This window comes from Streptomyces sp. Inha503 (assembly GCF_047215865.1).
Classification (GTDB): domain Bacteria; phylum Actinomycetota; class Actinomycetes; order Streptomycetales; family Streptomycetaceae; genus Streptomyces; species Streptomyces lycopersici.
Window position 1 is genome coordinate 7,336,371 of record NZ_CP178360.1, and the last position, 17,455, is coordinate 7,353,825.

At 73.4% G+C, this 17,455-nt stretch carries 13 protein-coding genes; 5 read left to right on the forward strand and 8 right to left on the reverse strand.

Going from position 1 to position 17,455, the window contains the following annotated elements:
- Positions 1-66: 66 nt before the first annotated feature.
- The 5 genes from ACJX2R_RS30940 to ACJX2R_RS30960 all read right to left on the reverse strand — a co-directional run bounded on the left by ACJX2R_RS30940 (position 67) and on the right by ACJX2R_RS30960 (position 8,001).
- A complete protein-coding gene (locus tag ACJX2R_RS30940; protein WP_413102794.1) occupies positions 67-1,353 on the reverse strand; it encodes an ABC transporter substrate-binding protein in 1,287 nt (428 codons plus the stop codon).
- Positions 1,350-2,282: a hypothetical protein gene (locus ACJX2R_RS30945; protein WP_413102795.1), complete on the reverse strand. Its 933-nt coding sequence runs from the start codon at positions 2,280-2,282 to the stop codon at positions 1,350-1,352. The genes ACJX2R_RS30940 and ACJX2R_RS30945 overlap by 4 nt, the downstream gene beginning before the upstream one ends.
- Complete coding sequence (locus ACJX2R_RS30950) at positions 2,279-3,703, reverse strand: VWA domain-containing protein (RefSeq protein ID WP_413102796.1); 1,425 nt, start codon at positions 3,701-3,703, stop codon at positions 2,279-2,281. Before ACJX2R_RS30950 ends, ACJX2R_RS30945 begins: the two co-directional genes overlap by 4 nt.
- A gap of 162 nt (positions 3,704-3,865) precedes the next feature.
- A complete protein-coding gene (locus tag ACJX2R_RS30955) occupies positions 3,866-6,301 on the reverse strand; it encodes a tetratricopeptide repeat protein (protein WP_413102797.1) in 2,436 nt (811 codons plus the stop codon).
- On the reverse strand, positions 6,298-8,001 hold the full coding sequence (locus ACJX2R_RS30960) for a S1 family peptidase (protein WP_413102798.1): 1,704 nt from the start codon (positions 7,999-8,001) through the stop codon (positions 6,298-6,300). Before ACJX2R_RS30960 ends, ACJX2R_RS30955 begins: the two co-directional genes overlap by 4 nt.
- 576 nt (positions 8,002-8,577) lie before the next feature.
- On the opposite strand from ACJX2R_RS30960, the gene ACJX2R_RS30965 reads away from it, so the two are divergent.
- A complete protein-coding gene (locus ACJX2R_RS30965; protein WP_413102799.1) occupies positions 8,578-8,736 on the forward strand; it encodes a hypothetical protein in 159 nt (52 codons plus the stop codon).
- Between the two features lie 22 nt (positions 8,737-8,758).
- Here the strand turns inward: ACJX2R_RS30965 and otr(A) are convergent, their stop codons facing one another.
- Entirely contained in the window at positions 8,759-10,735 is a 1,977-nt protein-coding gene (gene otr(A), locus ACJX2R_RS30970) for a tetracycline resistance ribosomal protection protein Otr(A) (RefSeq protein WP_413102800.1), read from the reverse strand.
- A 309-nt stretch (positions 10,736-11,044) separates the two neighbouring features.
- Between otr(A) and ACJX2R_RS30975 the strand changes: the two genes are divergently transcribed.
- Positions 11,045-12,511, forward strand: a complete 1,467-nt coding sequence (locus ACJX2R_RS30975) for a glycoside hydrolase (protein WP_413102801.1) — start codon at positions 11,045-11,047, stop codon at positions 12,509-12,511.
- A gap of 68 nt (positions 12,512-12,579) precedes the next feature.
- Here the strand turns inward: ACJX2R_RS30975 and ACJX2R_RS30980 are convergent, their stop codons facing one another.
- Complete coding sequence (locus tag ACJX2R_RS30980; protein WP_413102802.1) at positions 12,580-13,188, reverse strand: TetR family transcriptional regulator; 609 nt, start codon at positions 13,186-13,188, stop codon at positions 12,580-12,582.
- Positions 13,189-13,369: 181 nt separating this feature from the next.
- Here ACJX2R_RS30980 and ACJX2R_RS30985 point away from each other — a divergent pair, with 181 nt between their 5' ends.
- A complete protein-coding gene (locus ACJX2R_RS30985) occupies positions 13,370-14,197 on the forward strand; it encodes an SDR family oxidoreductase (RefSeq protein ID WP_413102803.1) in 828 nt (275 codons plus the stop codon).
- Between the two features lie 198 nt (positions 14,198-14,395).
- On the opposite strand, the gene ACJX2R_RS30990 is transcribed toward ACJX2R_RS30985, so the two are convergent.
- On the reverse strand, positions 14,396-15,484 hold the full coding sequence (locus tag ACJX2R_RS30990) for a Ku protein (protein ID WP_413102804.1): 1,089 nt from the start codon (positions 15,482-15,484) through the stop codon (positions 14,396-14,398).
- A 30-nt stretch (positions 15,485-15,514) separates the two neighbouring features.
- Between ACJX2R_RS30990 and ligD the strand changes: the two genes are divergently transcribed.
- Together ligD and ACJX2R_RS31000 are read left to right on the forward strand one after the other, a co-directional pair.
- Positions 15,515-16,495, forward strand: a complete 981-nt coding sequence (ligD, locus tag ACJX2R_RS30995) for a non-homologous end-joining DNA ligase (protein ID WP_413102805.1) — start codon at positions 15,515-15,517, stop codon at positions 16,493-16,495.
- Positions 16,492-17,436 (forward strand): ATP-dependent DNA ligase, encoded by a 945-nt coding sequence (locus ACJX2R_RS31000; RefSeq protein ID WP_413102806.1) that lies wholly within the window; start codon positions 16,492-16,494, stop codon positions 17,434-17,436. The genes ligD and ACJX2R_RS31000 overlap by 4 nt, the downstream gene beginning before the upstream one ends.
- Positions 17,437-17,455 lie beyond the last annotated feature (19 nt).

Below are 17,455 nucleotides of genomic sequence, written 5' to 3' on the forward strand. Positions count from 1 at the left end.
AACCCGCTCGGCGGCTGACCCGGCTTCCTGAGCCAGGTCGGCCGCAGTCCGGTTTCCCGACCCCGGTCAGCCACAGACCGTCGACAGCCAGGGCTGGTCGGGGGCGTCGCGCAGGCTCTGGCGGATTCTCTCCAGGCTGCGCAGCAGCCCGTCCGGCGGCTTGCCGGTGTCGCTGAGGTAGGCCAGCGCGGCGCGCTGGAAGGCCACCCGCATGCGCGTGGGCATCGCGTCGGAGGCGTCCAGGCACAGCGAGGCCGAGTCCCGGAGGGTCTTCGCGATGCTCCGGCCCACGGCGTCGTCGCCCTGGGCGTCCAACTGGACGTCGCGGTTGGCGAAGAACGGGTGGGTGCTGCTGTCGGCGGTCTTCTCGCCCCAGGCCCGCTGGGCGTCGGCCGAGATCAGATAGCGCATCAGCTCCTGGGCCTGCGGGGTGTCGCGGAACATCGCGGCGAAGTCGCCGGACACCTCGCGGGCGGTGGATCGCTGGTCGGTGTCGGGGATGAGCCCGGGGGAGAAGGCGAACGCCGCCTTGGCGGGGTCGGGGTAGCCGCCGCGGATGAACGACCCCTGGTGCTCCAGCGCGCACGGTGGTTTCGCGCCGAACAGCTTCGCGCCCGCCTCGCGGAAGTCGGTGATCAGCGCGGTGCGCGCGGTGTCCTTGCCGAAGAGCGAGCCCCAGCTCCGCCAGGCGCGCTCCACCCGGGGGTCCGTCCACGGCAGCCCGCCGGTGGCCCAGTCCTGGTAGACGGATCTGCCCTGCTGCTGGAGGAGCAGATCCTCGATCCAGTCGGTGCCGGGCCAGCCGGAGGTCGCGTCGTCGCCCATGCCGACGCACCACTGGCGGCCGTCGGCGGCGAGGGCGGCCAGCGTTCCCGGGCGGCGGTCGCGGCCGTACCACACGATGCTCTTCAGATCGGCCTTGACCGCGATCCCGTACACCGGACCGTCGGCGCTCAGCCGGGGCGTCCACAGCTTTCCGTAGGCCGTGCGCTCCCGGCTCGGGATCACTCCGTCCAGCGGGGTCAGCTGGCGCTGGCGGGCGTACGCGGCCAGCTCGCCCGCGCTGGGCAGCACGGCGATGTCGGGCGGGGTCCCGGAGGCCACCTCCGAGGACAGCACCTCGCGCAGCGCAGTGGTGCCCTGATAGTCCACATGGATGCCGGTGCGCCGGGTGAACGTGTCCAGCAGGGCCCGGAACGCCTGGCCCTCGTCGCCGGTCCATGACGCGAGCACGCTGACGCTGCCGCGCGACTGCCAGCCGCTCGTATCGCCCGCGCCCACGACACACAGCAGCACCATCCACAGCCCGAGGACCGTGGCCGTGGCGTGCCCGGACCGCTTCGCCGCGCTCATCGGGGCTGGAACCGGTACTCGTCGATACGCGGCTGGAGACCGACCAGGATCAGGGCGGCCAGCACGGCGCCGCCCACGGGTATCCAGCCGACCGCGCCTGCCTGCCAATGCGCGTTCCGCATCGTCCTCGCGACCTTCCTGGCGGTGGGGCCGCCGGTGCGGCCGATGTCCGATTGGGTCAGGCTGGCCCGGGCCGACTCCAGCCGGTCCTGGGTCTGGTACGTGAACACCGCCAGCGGCAGCAGGGCGACGAGCAGCGCGGTGGCCGCCGCCAGCCAGGGATTGACCAGCCGCCGGAAGCGGTGCCGCAGAAAGCGCTGGGTGTGGACCAGCAGCGCCGCCAGCGTGAGGAACAGCCCCGGCACCAGCAGCCACCAGGCGAACGTCAGCAGCCAGCCGAACGAGGTCTGGTCGTCGAGCACGCCGTACTGCCGCTGCTGCACCGCCTTCAGGCGGTCGAGGACGCCGCTGTGGTCGTGGCGCAGGATGGAGTCCGCGTACCGCAGATAGGCGTCCCTGAGCGTCGGGTTCTCGCGGTTCGCGTACGCCTGCTCGACGGTGTCGCCGTAGGACGTCACCAGCGCCGCCGAGGTGCGCAGGGCCCCGCGCGCCGACTCGCCCCCGATGGTGCTCTTGGACACCTGGGTCAGGCTCTGCCTGGCCGTGGACAGCTTGTCGCGGTACTCCTCGCTGAGCCCCTCGAACTCCGCCGTGGGGCTCGAGATGCTGCGCCGCGCCTCGTCGTACGAGGCGTTCAGCGCGTCGATCGCGGCGGCCACCTGCAATATCGCCGGGGTGGACCGGTCGGTCACCGCCCTGGAGTTGCGGCTGACGCCGTAGTACGCGCCCAGCAGCGCGGCCACGGCCACCGTCGTGACCACGAGCAGGGCGATCAGCCGGCGCACCAGGAAGGCCCGGGTGGCGGTCATGTCGCGCCGCCCGCTCGACCCGGCTCACCCGGTTCGCCGCTCAGGGGAGTGTTGCACTGCTGGCAGAACCCGGCGGTGGCGGGCGACCGGCGCCCGCAGGCCGGGCAGAGGACATCCGCGGCGGGCGGCGCGGCGGGCTCCGGGCGCTCCAGCCCCATGAAGGGGGCGCTCTCCTCCGACACGACGATCACCGAGTTGAGGTCCAGCGGCCGGATGGGCTCGCGGATCCGCACCTCGCCCGTGGCCGCGTCGACGATATGGACCAGCCCGCTCAGCCGGGCCAGCATCTTCTCGCTGCCCAGCTGATGGGCCAGCTGTACGGCGCGCCCCCACTGGCGGCGGGCCCGCTCCCGGTCACCCGCCTCGTAGGCGTCGCAGCCCGCGGTGATCGCGTGACCCAGCTCGGAGTCGGCGTCGTAGTGGGCCAGCCGGGGGTCGATACGCGAGGAAAGCAGCACATCGTCCGTCCACTGGACCAGCACCGACTCCGGCTCGGGCGGCGGCAGCGCGGTGTCGCCCTCCACCACCAGCTCCACGGCGGCCAGCTCCACGTCCTCGCCCATCGGATCGCGCCGCGGATCGGCGAGCACCGACACCTGGTACTCGCGGGTCTCGTCGCCCCACGCCCTGCCGGTCCACTCCCAGGTGCGCTCATCGGGGCGGACGCCCTCGTCGGTGAGGTCCGCCCGGGTGGGGTGCACCTGCTTGACGAAGCCGACCCGGCTGCCCGCCCGGGTGCGGATCCGGATCCGCACCCCGGCCAGCGCCTTGGCCATCGAGGCGGAGACCATCTCCTCGAACTCGGCCGCCAGCGCGGAGTCCTCCAGGACCGCGTCGGCCCGGCCGTGCAGCCGGTGCGCGATCCGCTTCAGCTCGGTGGCGTCCCAGCCGTCGCCGATCCCGCGCGCGTCACAGGTGAAATGCGGGGCACAGGCGTCCAGCACCTGGTCCAGATAGCCGGGCGGATCGTGTTCGTTACGGCCGTCGGTGAGCAGCAGGGTGTGCCGGATCGCGGCGGGCTGCCGCAGATGCAGCCGCCGGGCGAGATCCAGCCAGGAGCCCATCGCGGTGCCGCCGACCGCGGGCAGCCGGGCGGCCACCCGGGCGGCCGCGGCCTTGGTGTCCGGCCCCGCCACCGCCATGCCGCCGGTGAACGGATAGACCACCTGGGCCTGTTCGGTGCCCTCGACGATCGCGAAGCGGGTGCCGTCGCGCAGTATGCCGACCGCGGTGGCGGTGGCCCGGCGCGCTGCCGCGATCTTGGTCGGCGGCCAGCTCATCGACATCGAGCAGTCGATGACGATGACCTCCGAAGTGGCGGTACGGGCCGCCGCCGGGCCCAGGCCGTGGGCCCGCACGCTGACGATGGCGTGCATCTCGGTGCGGCCCGCGGAGGCGGGCAGGTACTTGTTCTGATGCACCCGCAGCGTGAGGGCCGCGCCCGCGCCCCCCGGGCCCGCGCCCGCGCCCCCCGGGCCCGCGCCCGCGCCCCCCGGGCCCGCGCCCGCGCCCCCCGCGCCCGCGCCCCCCGGGCCTGGGCCGTGCTGTCTCCTTCTGCGGTCCTCGTTCATCTGATCCCCCTGTCAGACGCGGGTCACGGGCCGGATGGCGTTCGCGCGGTCGATCAGCGCCCCGAGCGCCTCGGGGCTGTCCGCCTGCCGGGCCACCCGGCGCAGCGTCAGCTCCAACTCCCCGCGCAGCGCGCTTTCGTCCTCCCACTCCCCATACACCAGTGACCGGGGTTCGGTTCCCCTCCGGGGCGCATCAGCCGCCGGATCGGCGCGCCCCTGATCGGCGCGCCCCTTCCGCACCCGGCGCCTTGACCGGGCGTCCCCAGCGGGCGCGCCCCGCTGCTCCCCGGCGCCGGACCGCCGCTCCGCCCAGTCCAGCGTCACCTCCAGCGACTCCGCCGTCAGCCGGTCGCGGGCCGGGCCGGACTCGCGCCCCTCGTCCAGATACAGCCGCGGCAGCCTCGTGCGCACCTCCGCCAGGTCCTCGGCCGTCGGCAGGGCGTCGGGGTGGCCCAGCCGCCCCGACAGCACCCGCACTATGGCGATCCGCGCGGCGTCGTAGTGGCGGGAGACCTTCGGCACCCCGCCCAGGATCTCCACCGCGCCGCCCCGGTCGCCCGCCGCGAGCCGGAGCCGGGCCAGCCCGAAGGCGGCGCTGCCCTGCGAGCGGTTGCGCTGCCACACCGCCTCGTAGAACCGCTTGGCGGCCTCGTGGTCGCCCAGGTGCTCGGCGCAGTAGCCGAGCGCCAGCTTGGGCGCGTACTCCCCGGGCAGGGCGCTGTAGACCTCGTCGAACTCGCGCCGGGCGTCGGCCACCGCGCCGTCCGCGAGCCGCAGCAGCGCGCGGTGCCAGGACAGCCGCCAGTCGTACGGGGCGGCGGAGCCGATCAGTTCGACGGCGCTCGCCAACTCATCGGCCGCCGCGTCCCGTTCATCCAGCTCCAGACGGGCGCGGCAGACGCGCAGCCGGATTTCGGCGGAGGGGCGGGGGAAGGCGTGCAGCTGCTCGATCAGCCGCCGCGGCCCGCTGTCGGTCGGGACGCCCAGCAGCGCCGCGCCGGGATCCGCCGCGTCCGGGAACGGCACCGGCAGCCCGAGCGGCACCCGCTCCGGCCGGGGCAGCCCGGATGCCAGCAGCGGGCGCGGCTCCCCGTCCAGCCAGCGCTCCAGGCCGGGGATCCGGCCCAGCGAGGAGTCCAGCAGCGCCGAGGTGGGGGCGAAGAGCGTGGACGGCTGCGGCTGCTCCCGGTTCAGCCGCAGCGAGTGGATCTCCCGCAGCACGCCCCACAGCTGCTCGGACATCTCCTCGGCCGATCCGAACCGCCGCTCCGGGTCGGCCGCGGTGGCGCGGGCCAGCACCCGGCGGTAGGACTCGGCGCCCAGGCCCGGCGGCCGCTGGGTCTGCCGGGCGGCCTTGTCCGAGAGTTCCTTGAGCGTCCTGCCGACCCCGAAGAGGTCATGGCGCTCGGTGAGGGCGGAGGCGCCCCGGGCCAGCACTTCGGGGGCGGCGAACGCCTCCGTGATCACCGGCGGCCCGCCGTCCCGCTGGCCCAGCCGCCGCACCGCGCCGAGGTCGATCACCTTGACCCGGTCCTCGTAGTGCATCACATTGCTCGGCTTGAGATCGCAGTACAGCAGCTTCTCGCCGTGCAGATAGCCCAGCGCGCGCAGCACCAGACAGCCGTAGGCCAGGATGTGCTCATACAGCCGCGGCCCGTCGTACGGCCGCACCGCGTCCGCGATGTGGTCCTTGATCTGGGCGAGGGTCATCCCGCCGACGAACTCCATCACGATGTAGCCCGTGAGCGCGCCGTCGTCGCGGGGGTCGGGCTGGGTGACGTAGTTGATGATCCGGACGATGCCCGGGTGGTCGAGCATGGTCAGATAGCGGCGCTCCTCGACCGCCACCCGCAGGGCCGCCTCGTCCTCGTTGTTGATCAGGCCCTTGATGGCCACGGGCTGGTCGTCCAGCTGGGTGTCCTCGGCGAGATAGACCCAGCCGAGCCCGCCGTACCCGACGCAGCCGACCACCCGGTACTGATCGCCCAGCAGATCGCCGGGGCTCAGCCGCGGGGTGAAGTCGAACGGATGGCGGCAGCGCGGGCAGTAGCCCCGGGAGAGCGCGGACTGTCCGGCGTAGGGCGCGCCCACGACCGCGTCGCACCCCTCCCAGCCGCAGGTCTGGCCGCGCGAGGGGGGATGCGGATCGTCCATCACCAGGTCGCGCAGCGAGGGGAGTTCGACGCGGGGCAGGTCCAGCAGGCCCTCACCCGCCGGTCGCACCGTGAACTTCCGCGCCACATCGCGGCGGCGGGCACGGGCCGTGGTCGCCGTCGACTCGGACGTCAGAGGGGCGGCGGGCCCAGCGGGCGGGGGAGCGGGATCCGGGGCGGCGGGCGGGGGCCTGCGGCCGCACTCCGAGCAGAACCCCCGGGCGTTGATCCGGCCCAGGCCCTCGCCGCGGCAGTCCGGGCGGTCGCAGACCGCCCCATCCGTCGGGCCCGTCATGGCGCCTCCCCCTCCGGCGGTGTGTGCACGGCGGCCACGAACCGGTCGACGGCGCGGCGGGCCTCCGGCAGATCGCAGGGCACCTCGGCCAGCAGCCGCACCGCGGCGCGGTGCAGCGGGATCAGCTCGGCCCGCTCGGATTCGGTCTTGGTCCCGAGCATCGCCGTGTACGACACCAGCTGCCACTTCAGCTCCTGGACCGCCGGCTGCTGGGCGTCGATCACCCGCAGCGTCTCCTCGGCCCGCTCGGCGACCGCACGCACCGAGTGCTCGAACGCGGCCAGTTTGGCGACGATGCGGTGGGAGCGCAGCTCGGGGTCGGAGCGCAGCCGGGTCAGGTTGATCCGCAGCGCCGTGGCGTCCTCGGCGTCCGATAAGGACGAGCGGCGCGCCCCGCGCCCGGCCGTCTCGTGCTCGCGGTCGGCGGCGAGCGCCACCCGCCCGGCGAGCTCGTCCAGCCAGGCGTCGATCCGGGCCGCCTCGGGGCGGAACAGCCGCTCGGCCAGCCGCAGTCCGCTCGAGTGGGGGTCGCGGAAGACCAGCAGCAGCCGGCTGCCCCGGTCGGCGAGCAGCTTCATGAAGCCGACCAGCGCCTCCGGGTCGCGGGCCCGGTCCACACCGACGGCCACGATGGTGAGCGGCACGGCGTTGGCCCGGACCCGGCTGAGCGGGGAGGTGTCGCCGGGCGAGCGCAGATCCATCCGGTCCGCGACCCGCAGCGCGACCTCGGTGTCGGTGCGCTTGGTGACGTCGATGGCCAGGTCCACGCTGCCCAGCGGCGGTACGGTGCCGTGCGGCGCGGCCGAGACCGCCTCGTCGGGGCCGCCGCCCGACAGCTCGCGGTCGGCGAGCGTGATGGCGCGGCTGAGCGCCTCGTACCGCGCGTGGTCGGCGTCCTCGATGACCACGGTCTCCACGTCGGTGATGCCCGCGCGGCCGGTCAGGGGCTCCCGGCGCAGCCACACGGCGAGCCGCTGGGCGAAGCCGATGTCCTGGACGCCGGTGGTCAGCGGGGAGACCAGCGGCCGGTCCACCCCGGGGTCCCCGCGCACCCAGCGGTGGACCACCGGCAGATGGCGCACGATCGTCTCGACCGGGATCATGTAGGAGACGCTGAGGCGCTCGGCGGAGGGCACGTCGACGGGGTCGTCGTACCGGCTGACGACCATGCCGATGACATGCCGGGTCGCCTCGTCCTCCACCCCGGCGCCGCTGAAGCCCTTACGGACCACATCCCTGGGCGACTTGGGGTCGAGACCCACCCACTCAGCCCGGGGGCCGACCCGCCCGGCGGTCTTCGCACGCAGATAGTGGCCGTTGTCGAGCCCCTTGGGGAAGCCGCCCATCCACACCGGCCGGCCGAGCACGGGCGGCAGCCGGTAGAGCGGCGCGGCGTGCTCGGCGGGCTGCGGCCGGCCCAGCCGCAGCAGCGCCACATCGCCGCAGCCGTCGGAGCGCTGGGGCACCCAGCAGCCGTCGGCGACGCGCGCGGGGACGGGCCGGGCCTCGTGCACCTCGACCAGCTCGACCAGCACTTCGGTGGCGGGCACCGGGAGCCCGTCGTCGGGGATCACATGGGCGCACGTCAGCACCGTCTCGCTGCCCAGGAGGATTCCGGCGCCCAGGACGTCACCGGCCGAACTACGGATCCTCACCCGCCATGTGCCCCCGTTGGAGGTCGCATCGGCGGTAATGCCCATTTCCGCCCCCATGTGGCAAGAGCATACGCCCGGGACGTACGGAAGTGACCCGTCCGTCGGATGGGTCACGGGAACGGGTGAGGGGCGGGGCCCGCGACCGGGGAGGGGCGGCGCCGGGTCGGGGGAGGGGCGGCCCCTGGACCGGAGAGGGGCGTGTCAGGGCCGTCCAGGGCGGGACGGCGGGCCCGGCGCGTCCGGTGTGCGGCGCCGCCGGGTTCGCGCGCCCGGCCATTCGGGTGACGTGGCGTCACCTCTTCTTGTGGCGGGCTACGTCGGATGGATTACTGAAAGTGTGCGGTGGAACTCCCGTCGATTCTTTCGGCGCTGGGGGCGCCGCGCCCTCGCCGGAGCCGGGCGCCAGGCGTACCGCGAGGAGGACCGGGCGGGTGCCCCAAAGCCCGCGGTCGCGCACCGGACTCCCGTGAGCGCGAGCGGGTCCAGCCCGCCCGGTCCCGTCCACGCCCCGCCCTCACCCCAGGGGGCAAGGCGCCATGCCCACTTCGCCCAACCAAGGGTCCACCGCGGGCGGTACGACCGTCACCATCACCGGGTACCAACCTCGGTGGTGCCGCGGCCGTGCCCTTGTCGTACACCGTGGTGTCCGCCACGCGGATCACCTGGGTCACCGCCATCGCGCCGTCCGGCCCCGCCGGGCCGGTGAACGTAAAGGTCGTCACGGTTGGCGGTAGCAGCAACAGCGTCGTCTACACCCGTGTCGGGCCGCCCGAGGTCTAGAGCCAGGAGGAGCCAGGAGGAGCTAGGAGCCGAGGCCCGGGGCCGCCGCCCCGGCGCGCAGCGGCCGGTCGGCGCACGGCCGGGACCACCACACCCCCTCGCCGTGTGTCAGCCGGGGCAGGACCCGCTCGAAACCGTGCACCCGGCGGGCCGGGAGCTCGCCCCGCAGCAGCCACCCCGTGGCACCGTCCGCACTCTCGCCGATGTCCGCCTCGGCGGCGGCGAGGTGGGCGGTGACCGCGGCGAGCGTCTCGGCCGGAAGCTCCAGCTCGAAGGCGTGGTACGGCTCGTAGATCCGCCACCCCGCGCGCTCCAGGGCCTCCCCGAGCACCACCGGGGTGAGGTCCCGGAAGTCGGCCGCGGTGCTCAGCGGGCCGATGAACCCGGAGCGGACGAGGACGACCCGGCAATCCGTCACCGAGCGGCCACGGGGGCCGTGGAAGAGCGTCTCGTACACGGTCTCCTCGATCGCGTTGTGGAACGCCCGGGGCAGTGCGCCGAGTTCGGTCTCGTAGCCGAAGACCACCCCGGCGCCGCGCTCGGTGGGCTCCACGCGCAGCCCGACGGTCGCCCAGGGCCCGGTGTGGCCGACCCGGGCGATCTCGCGGGTGGCCTCGCCGACCCCGGAGGGGCGCTCGACCAGCACCGGACGGCTCGGTTCGAAGTCCGCCTCGATGCCGTAGTCCTGGACCAGCGTGGCCGCGATGATCTCCTTCTGCACCTCCCCGTACAGCAGTACCGAGGTGGCCCCGCCCGGCATCGCCCGCGCGTGGATCAGCGGATCCTGGTCGGCCAGGTCGAGCAGCGCGGTATGCAGCCGGGACGCGGCGGCGGCGCCGGGCTCGCGGGCGCGGACGAGGGTCTGGAGGCTGGGCGCGGCGAAGTGCCGCCGGTCCGACGGGACCTCGTGGACGGGCCCGAGCCGGTCGCCGACCCGGACCCCGGGCAGCCCCTTGATCCTTGCGATGTTCCCGGCGGTCAGCGGCCCGCGCGCGGCCCCCGCGGCTCCGATGACCTCCAGCGCGGTGATCTGCCCGGTGTGCTCGGTCAGGGCGCCGCCGGGCTCGCGGCGGTGCAGGGTCACCCGCTGGCGCAGCGTCACCTCGCCGGAGAACAGCCGCAGATAGGCCGTACGGCCGCCACGGCCATCACGACCGTTACGGGCCCCGCCCGTGCCGCTTCCGCCGCGCTCCACGGCGAAGACCGTGCCGCGCGGCTCCGCGCCGCCCGGCGCGGGCGGCACCAGCCGGGCCACCCCCTCGACCAGCGCCCCGACGCCCTCGCCGCTGAGCGCCGAGCCGAAGAAGACCGGATGCACCAGCCCGTCCGCCGTACGGGCCGCGAGCACCGCGCCCACCTCCTCGGCCGAGGGGAGCGGACCGTCCACGACCCGCGCGAGCATCGCGTCATCGGTCTCGGCCAGCACCTCGGCCGCCTCCGCGCGCACCCCCGGATCGTCCAGGGAGTACGGCCGGACGCGGGCGTTCCGCGTGCCCAGGTCCCGTACCGACGTCAGCGGGACGAGATGCGGGGCCAGGGCGCGCCGGACGTCCGTGAGCAGCCCCTCGTCGCGGGCGCCCGCACGGTCGATCTTGTTGATGAAGAGCAGCACCGGAAGCCGCAGCCGCCGCAGCGTCTTCATCAGCACCCGGGTCTGCGCCTGGACGCCCTCGACGGCGGACAGCACGAGCACCGCGCCGTCGAGCACCCCGAGGGCGCGCTCGACCTCGGCGATGAAGTCGGAGTGGCCGGGGGTGTCGATCAGGTTGATCTGGGTGTCCCCGGCGGTGAGGGACGCGACCGCGGTACGCACGGTGATACCGCGCTGCCGCTCGATCTCGCCGGTGTCGGTCTGGGTGTCCCCGGTGTCGACGCTGCCGAGCCGGTCGATCACCCCGGCGTCGTAGAGCAGCCGCTCGGTCAGGCTGGTCTTACCGGCGTCGACATGGGCGAGCACACCGATGTTGAGGGTCCGGGAGACCCGTGGAGAGCTGGGCATGGATGCTGAGGTCCTCGAAAACGGTCGTCCGGTGGGGGCACTGAGTCGTTCCGAGGAATCGGCGCATCGGTTGCTCCTGCTCGTAGATGTCTCGTAGCTGCCTCGTAGACGTGAGGTCGCGGACATCCTGGACACGGGGGCGGGCGGAGGCAACCGATTTTCGGGCCGCCCGTCACCGGGTAAGCCTCGGCCCGCCCCGTGGGAAGCGCGGCCCGTCCGTAGAAAGCGCTGTCACGCCTCTCGACAACGCCCGCCGCTGCCCCGAGTCTTCGTAAGCGACGGGGGCCGGTGCGGCGGAGGGGACTGACGATGCGGCGCAGAACGCTTCTGGTGGCGGCGGGCACCACCGTGCTCGGGACCGCCCTCACGACCGGCACCGCCTGGGCCGACGAGACCATCGGCGTCGACCCCGGCACCGACCACGGGGCCTGGGAGGGCTGGGGCACCTCGCTCGCCTGGTGGGCCAATCTCTTCGGGCAGCGGGACGACTTCGCCGATCTCTTCTTCACCACCAAGTCGGTGGGCTACGGCGTCCGCTCGCTGCCCGGTCTCGGGCTGAACATCGCCCGCTACAACCTCGGTGGCTGCTCCTGGACCAGCGTGGGCGGCGAGTCCATGGTGGCCTCGCCCAACATCCCCCGGTTCAAGCAGATCGAGGGCTACTGGCACGACTGGAACAGCGAGGACCCGGCCTCCGCCGCCTGGCACTGGAACGCCGACGCGGTCCAGCGGGCGGCGCTGACCAAGGCCGTCCAGCGGGGCGCCGTCAGCGAGCTGTTCTCCAATTCACCCATGTGGTGGATGTGTCTCAACCACAACCCGTCCGGCGCGGCGGACGGCGGCAACAACCTCCAGTCCTGGAACTACCGCCAGTTCGCGCTCTACCTCGCCACCACCGCCCGCTACGCCCAGGACCACTGGGGCGTCCGCTTCGCCACCGTCGAGGCGTTCAACGAGCCGTCGTCGGCGTGGTGGAAGGCGGACGGCACCCAGGAGGGCTGCCACATCGACGCGGCGGTCCAGCGGACCGTCCTCGGCCACCTCCGCGCCGAGCTCGACGCGCGCGGCCTGACCGGCACCCGGATCTCGGCGTCGGACGAGACCAGCTACGACCTGGCCCGCACCACCTGGAGTTCGTTCGACACCGCCACCCGCGCCCTGGTCGACCAGGTCAACGTGCACGGCTACCAGGGCTCGGGCGGCCGCCGCGACCTGCTGTACGCGGATGTGCGCGCGGCGGGCAAGAAGCTGTGGAACTCCGAGACCGGCGACAAGGACGGCACCGGCCTCACCCTGGCCACCAACCTCTGCCTGGACTTCCACTGGCTGCACCCCACCGCGTGGTGTTACTGGCAGGTCATGGATCCCAGCGCCGGCTGGGCGCTGATCCACTACGACCCGGACACCGCCCAGCCCGGCGCCGTGCAGACCAAGTACTACGTGCTCGCGCAGTTCACCCGCCACATCCGCCCCGGGATGCGGATCCTGGAGACCGGCTCGGACCACGCGGTCGCCGCGTACGACCCGGGGGCGCGGCGGCTCGTGCTCGTCGCCGTCAACCCCGGCGCCGCGCAGACGCTCACCTTCGACCTGTCCCGCTTCGGCCAGGTCACCGGGGGCACGGGCGGCCTGGTGCCGCGCTGGTCCACGCAGACCTCGGGCACCGGCGACCTTTACACCGCGCGCCGGGACACGGCGCTGGACGGGAAGCGGCTGAGCGTTCCGTTCGCCGAGAAGTCGGTGCAGACGTTCCAGATCGACGGGGTGACCGAGTGAGCCGAAGCCGACGGTAGGGCGTGGGGCGTGGGGCGTGGGGCGCGGGGCGTGCGTCGTGCGGCGTGCGGTTACGCGGCGAGGTGGCGGATGACGCGGCGCAGCTGCTCCTCCCACCGCTCCCGGAACTCCGGCGAGTCCGGCTCGATGCCGAAGATCTGGCGGACGGCGTGCGGCATGGTGGCCGGTGCGGAGACCATGGCGTAGCACATCAGCAGCACGGCGGCCGGGTCGAGGTCGTCCGCCAGCTCGCCCGCCGCCTGCCGGCGCCGCATATCGGACAGGTCCTCGCGCGGCTCGTCCCCCACCTCACCGGTCAGCGCCTGCCAGATGGCCAGCCGGATGCCGCGGGGGTCGTCGAAGGCCTCCCGTAGGTAGCGGACGACCAGCTCCTCGAAGGGGACCGCGGGGTCGTTGAAGGTCGCCTCGCGCCGCAGCCACTCGCGGCCCAGCTCCCGGTAGAGGCCCTCCTTGCCGCCGAAGTAGTAGGTGATCAGCTGCTTGTTGAGGCCCGCACGGTCCGCGATGTCCTGGACGCGCGCGCCCGCGAACCCCTTCTCGGAGAACTCGTCCATGGCCGCCTCAAGCAGCAGCTGCCGGGAGCGCTCCGGGCACTGCTTGCGCTCCTCGGGCGTGGCGGCGCGGCGGGGCCTCTTGGACGTCCCGTGCATCGTCGTCATCTCCTCTTCCTCGGCCCGGACCGGCTGTCGGCCTGGACCGGCTGTCGGCCCGGACAGGCTAGCCGGGGTACCCGTCATGCTCTCATCTAACTGTTTGACAAGTTCATCCGTTTGGATGAACCTGGCTGCGGTTACGTACGGGATCGCAGGACAGGCAACAGGACAGGCAAGGAGATCGATCATGTTCGTGGTGACCGGAGCCACCGGAAACGTCGGCAGCCATGTGGTGAAGCACCTGGCCGACGCGGGCGCCGACGTGCTCGCGCTCACCCGTGACCCCGAGGCGGCCCGGCTGCCGGAGGGCGTGCGGGCGGCCCGCACCGACGAGCTGCCCCTGGACGGTGCCACGGCGCTGTTCCTCAACCCCGCGGTGGTCTGGCAGGTCGGGTCCGAGAAGATCCTCGAACGGGCCAAGGCGAGCGGGGTGCGGCGGATCGTGATGCTCTCCTCGTCCTCCGTCCTGGACGATGTCGATCCGCAGACGAACCCGATCGGCGCCCGCCACCGCGCCCTGGAGGACGAGGTCGAGGCCACGGGGCTGGAGTGGACGTTCGTCCGCCCGGGCGGCTTCGCCGCGAACGCGTTGCAGTGGGTGGACCAGATCAAGGCGGGGGACGTGGTGTACGGGCCGTACGCCGGGGCGCAGATGGCGCTCATCCACGAGGCCGACATGGGGGCCGTCTGCGCCCGTGCCCTGCTCGCCGACGACCTGGTCGGCAAGGCCCCCGAGCTGACCGGACCCGAGTCGCTGAGCTTCGCCGACCAGGTGCGCGTCATCGGTGAGGCCATCGGGCGGCCGCTGCGGTACGAGGAGATCCCGCATGAGGCGGCGCGGGAGCGGATGTCCGGCGGGTTCGTCACGCCGGAGATGGCGGACTCGCTGTTGCGGGTCTTCGCGGAGTTGGTGGACCGGCCGCAGACGATCTCGCCGGAGGTGGAGCGCATCACGGGCCGTCCCGGGCGTACGTTCGCCCAGTGGGTGGAGGACCACATGGCCGACTTCCGCTGAGGCGCGTGCCGCGCCGGGGCCCGGGTACGCACCGGACCGCCTCCTGAGGCGGGCTTTCCCCTACCCGCCCCTTCCCACAACCGGGGCTCCGCCCCGGACCCCGCTCCTCAATCGCCGGAGGGGCTGAAATCAGCCCATCCGGGGTCCAGGGGGCGGAGCCCCATGGTTCGGGAAGGGGCGGGTAGGGGAAAGCCCGCCTCAGGAGGCGGTCCGCGTGCCGCGCTTGCCCGTCTGCTTCTTCGCGGTGGCCTTCTTGGCCGCCGTCTTCTTGGCCGCGGCCTTCTTCGTGCCCGTCTGCTTCTTCCCCGCCGGCTCCGCCTCCGCGGCCTTCGCCGTCTTCGTCCCGCCTCTCTTCGCCGCCGTCTTCTTCTCGGCCGCGGGCGCCTTCTTCGCCGACGCGGCCTTCTTCGCCGGTGCCTTCTTACGGCCGCGCAGCTCGTGGACCGTCGCCTCCGCCTCCTCCCCGGCTTCGCCCTCCGGGGCCTCGGCGGCCTCCCCGGCCTCCTCGCCCCGGGCCTCCTTGGCGCTGCGGACGCTCTCCTTCAGCGCGGCCATGAGGTCGACCACCTGCGCGCCCGCGGGCCGCTCACCGGGCTCGGCGGTGGGCGTGGCGCCGGACACCTTCGCCGCGACCAGTTCCTCCAGCGCCTCGTGGTACTCATCCCGCAGATCGTTCAGATCCACCTCTCCGAGCGTCTGCATCAGGGTGTCCGCGAGGTCCAGCTCCGCCGGCTTCACGGTGACCTTCTCCTTGGGGGCCACCCCCGCGGGCTCGCGCACCTCGTCCGGCCAGAGCAGCCGGTGCAGCGCGATCGTGTCGCCCACGACGCGCAGCATCCCCAGCCGCTCGCGGCCGCGGTGGGCGTATTTGGCGATGGCGACCTTCTCGCTGCGCTTGAGCGCCTCGCGCAGCAGGGTGTACGGCTTGGCCCCGGCGGCGCCGCTGGTGCCCAGGTAGTAGGCGTCGCCCATCTGGAGCGGATCGATCTCGGAGGCGGAGATGAACGCCTCGATCTCCAGGGTGTGGGTGGTGGGCAGCGGAAGCGCCGCGAGGTCCTCTTCGGTGATCGGGACCAGTGCGCCGTCCGCGTCCTCGTACGCCCGCCCGATCTCGCCCGACTCGACCGGCTTGTCCTCGAGCTCGCAGACCTTGCGGTAGCGGATGCGGCCGTTGTCGCGGGTGTGGATCTGCCGGAACGAGATCGAGTGGTCCTCGGTGGCCGGATAGATCTTGATCGGAATGCTCACCAGGCCGAAGGAAATGTTCCCATTCCAGATAGATCGCATGCTTGATCCCTTTCGTGAGATTCTTATCGTATGTCCCCGATCGCGGAGGTGGAGGGGCGGCGGATCACGCTCAGGAACCTCGACAAGGTCATCCATCCGGCCACCGGCACCACCAAGGGCGAGCTGCTGCACTATCTGGCGTCGACCGCGGACGCGCTCCTCGGCCATCTGCGCGGGCGGCCGCTGGCGTTCCTGCGCTACCCGGACGGCCCCGACGGCCAGAAGTTCTTCACCAAGAACCCACCTCCGGGCACGCCTTCCTGGGTGACGACGGCCGAGGTCACCCGCCATAAGGGGGAGACCGCGCGGCAGGTGGTGATCCAGGACCTGCCCTCGCTGATGTGGTCGGCCAACCTCGTGGTGGAGCTCCACACCCCGATGTGGCGGATCGACCAGGGCGTGGGCATCGCCGACCGGCTCGTCTTCGACCTCGACCCCGGGCCGCCCGCCACGATCGTGGACTGCCGAGCCGTCGCCGTATGGCTGCGCGAACGGCTGGCCGCCGACGGCCTTACGGCGTACGCGAAGACCAGTGGCTCCAAGGGGCTGCATCTGCTGGTGCCGGTGGAGCCGACCCCCTCCCGGCAGACCACCGCCTACGCCAGACGGCTGGCCCTGGAGGCCGCGAACGCCATGCCGGACCTGGTCATCCGCAAGATGACCCGCTCGCTGCGGCCCGGGAAGGTGTACGTGGACTTCAGCCAGAACGCCGCCGCGAAGACCACCGCCGCCCCGTACACCCCCCGCGCCGTCCCCGAACCGGCCGTCTCCGCGCCCGTCACCTGGGAGGAGGTCGAGGCGTGCGGCGACGCCGCGGAGCTGACCTTCCTGATCGACGACATCCCCGCGCGGCTCGACCGCCACGGGGATCTGCTCGCCGCGCTGCTGGACCCGGCGGAGGGGCGCCCGCTGCCGACGGGCGAGGCCGCCGTGGAAGGGGAGGGCGAGGAGGCCGTAGACGAGGACGGGGAAGACGGCCAGGGCGACGACGAAGGCGCGGCCGGCCGATGACCTCGTCCTCCCACGAGCAGCCGCCCCTTCAGCCACCCGTGGAGGTGGCGCTGGCCCGTGTCGTCCCGATCCTGCCCACCGCCCCGCCCGGACGGCGGCTGGCGTACGAGCCCAAGTTCGACGGCCATCGGCTGCTGATCTTCCGGCTGAGGGACACCGTAAGGATGCAGGCCCGCTCCGGCCGCATCATCACCCGTGCCTTCCCCGACCTGGCGGCCGCCGCGCGGCCGCTGCCGCCCGGTACGGTCCTCGACGGTGAGGTGGTGGTGTGGGCGGGCGGCCGTACGGACTTCGCCGCCGTCCAGAAGCGCGCCTTCGCCGCGTCCGAGTCCCGGGCGGGGCGGCTCGCCCGGGAACTGCCCGCCTCCTACGCCGCCTTCGACCTGCTCGCGATCGGCGCGGAGGATCTGCGGCCGCTTCCGTACGAACAGCGTCGCGCCCGGCTGATGGCGCTCCTCGAACCGCTCGGCCCACCGCTCCAGGCCGTGCCGATGACGACCGATCCGGAGCTCGCCGCCACCTGGTACGAGTCGCTCCTGGAGATCGGCATCGAGGGCCTGGTCATCAAGGAGCTGGACCAGCCCTACCGGCCGGGCCGCCACTGGCGGAAGGTGCGCCACTCGGAGACCCGTGACGCCGTGGTCGTCGGCGTCGTCGGCCCCCGCCTCCGCCCGCGCGCCCTCGCGCTGGTGCTCCCGGGCGACGACGTGCCCCTGATCTCCGCCCCGCTCTCCACGGCCGTCCGCGCCCAGCTCGGCACGGCCCTGCGCGACCTGCCCGACCACCGGCCCCCGCCCGCCGAACTCCCCACCGCCCTGGACCGGGTCGGCGCCGAGATCGCCTACCGCCCCATCGCCCCGGACCTGACCGTCGAGGTCCGCCAGGAAGGCACGGTCCGCCACGCGGCGACGAGAGTCATGCGCCTCCGCATCCCCGACTGATCACCTTCGGCCGACCCCG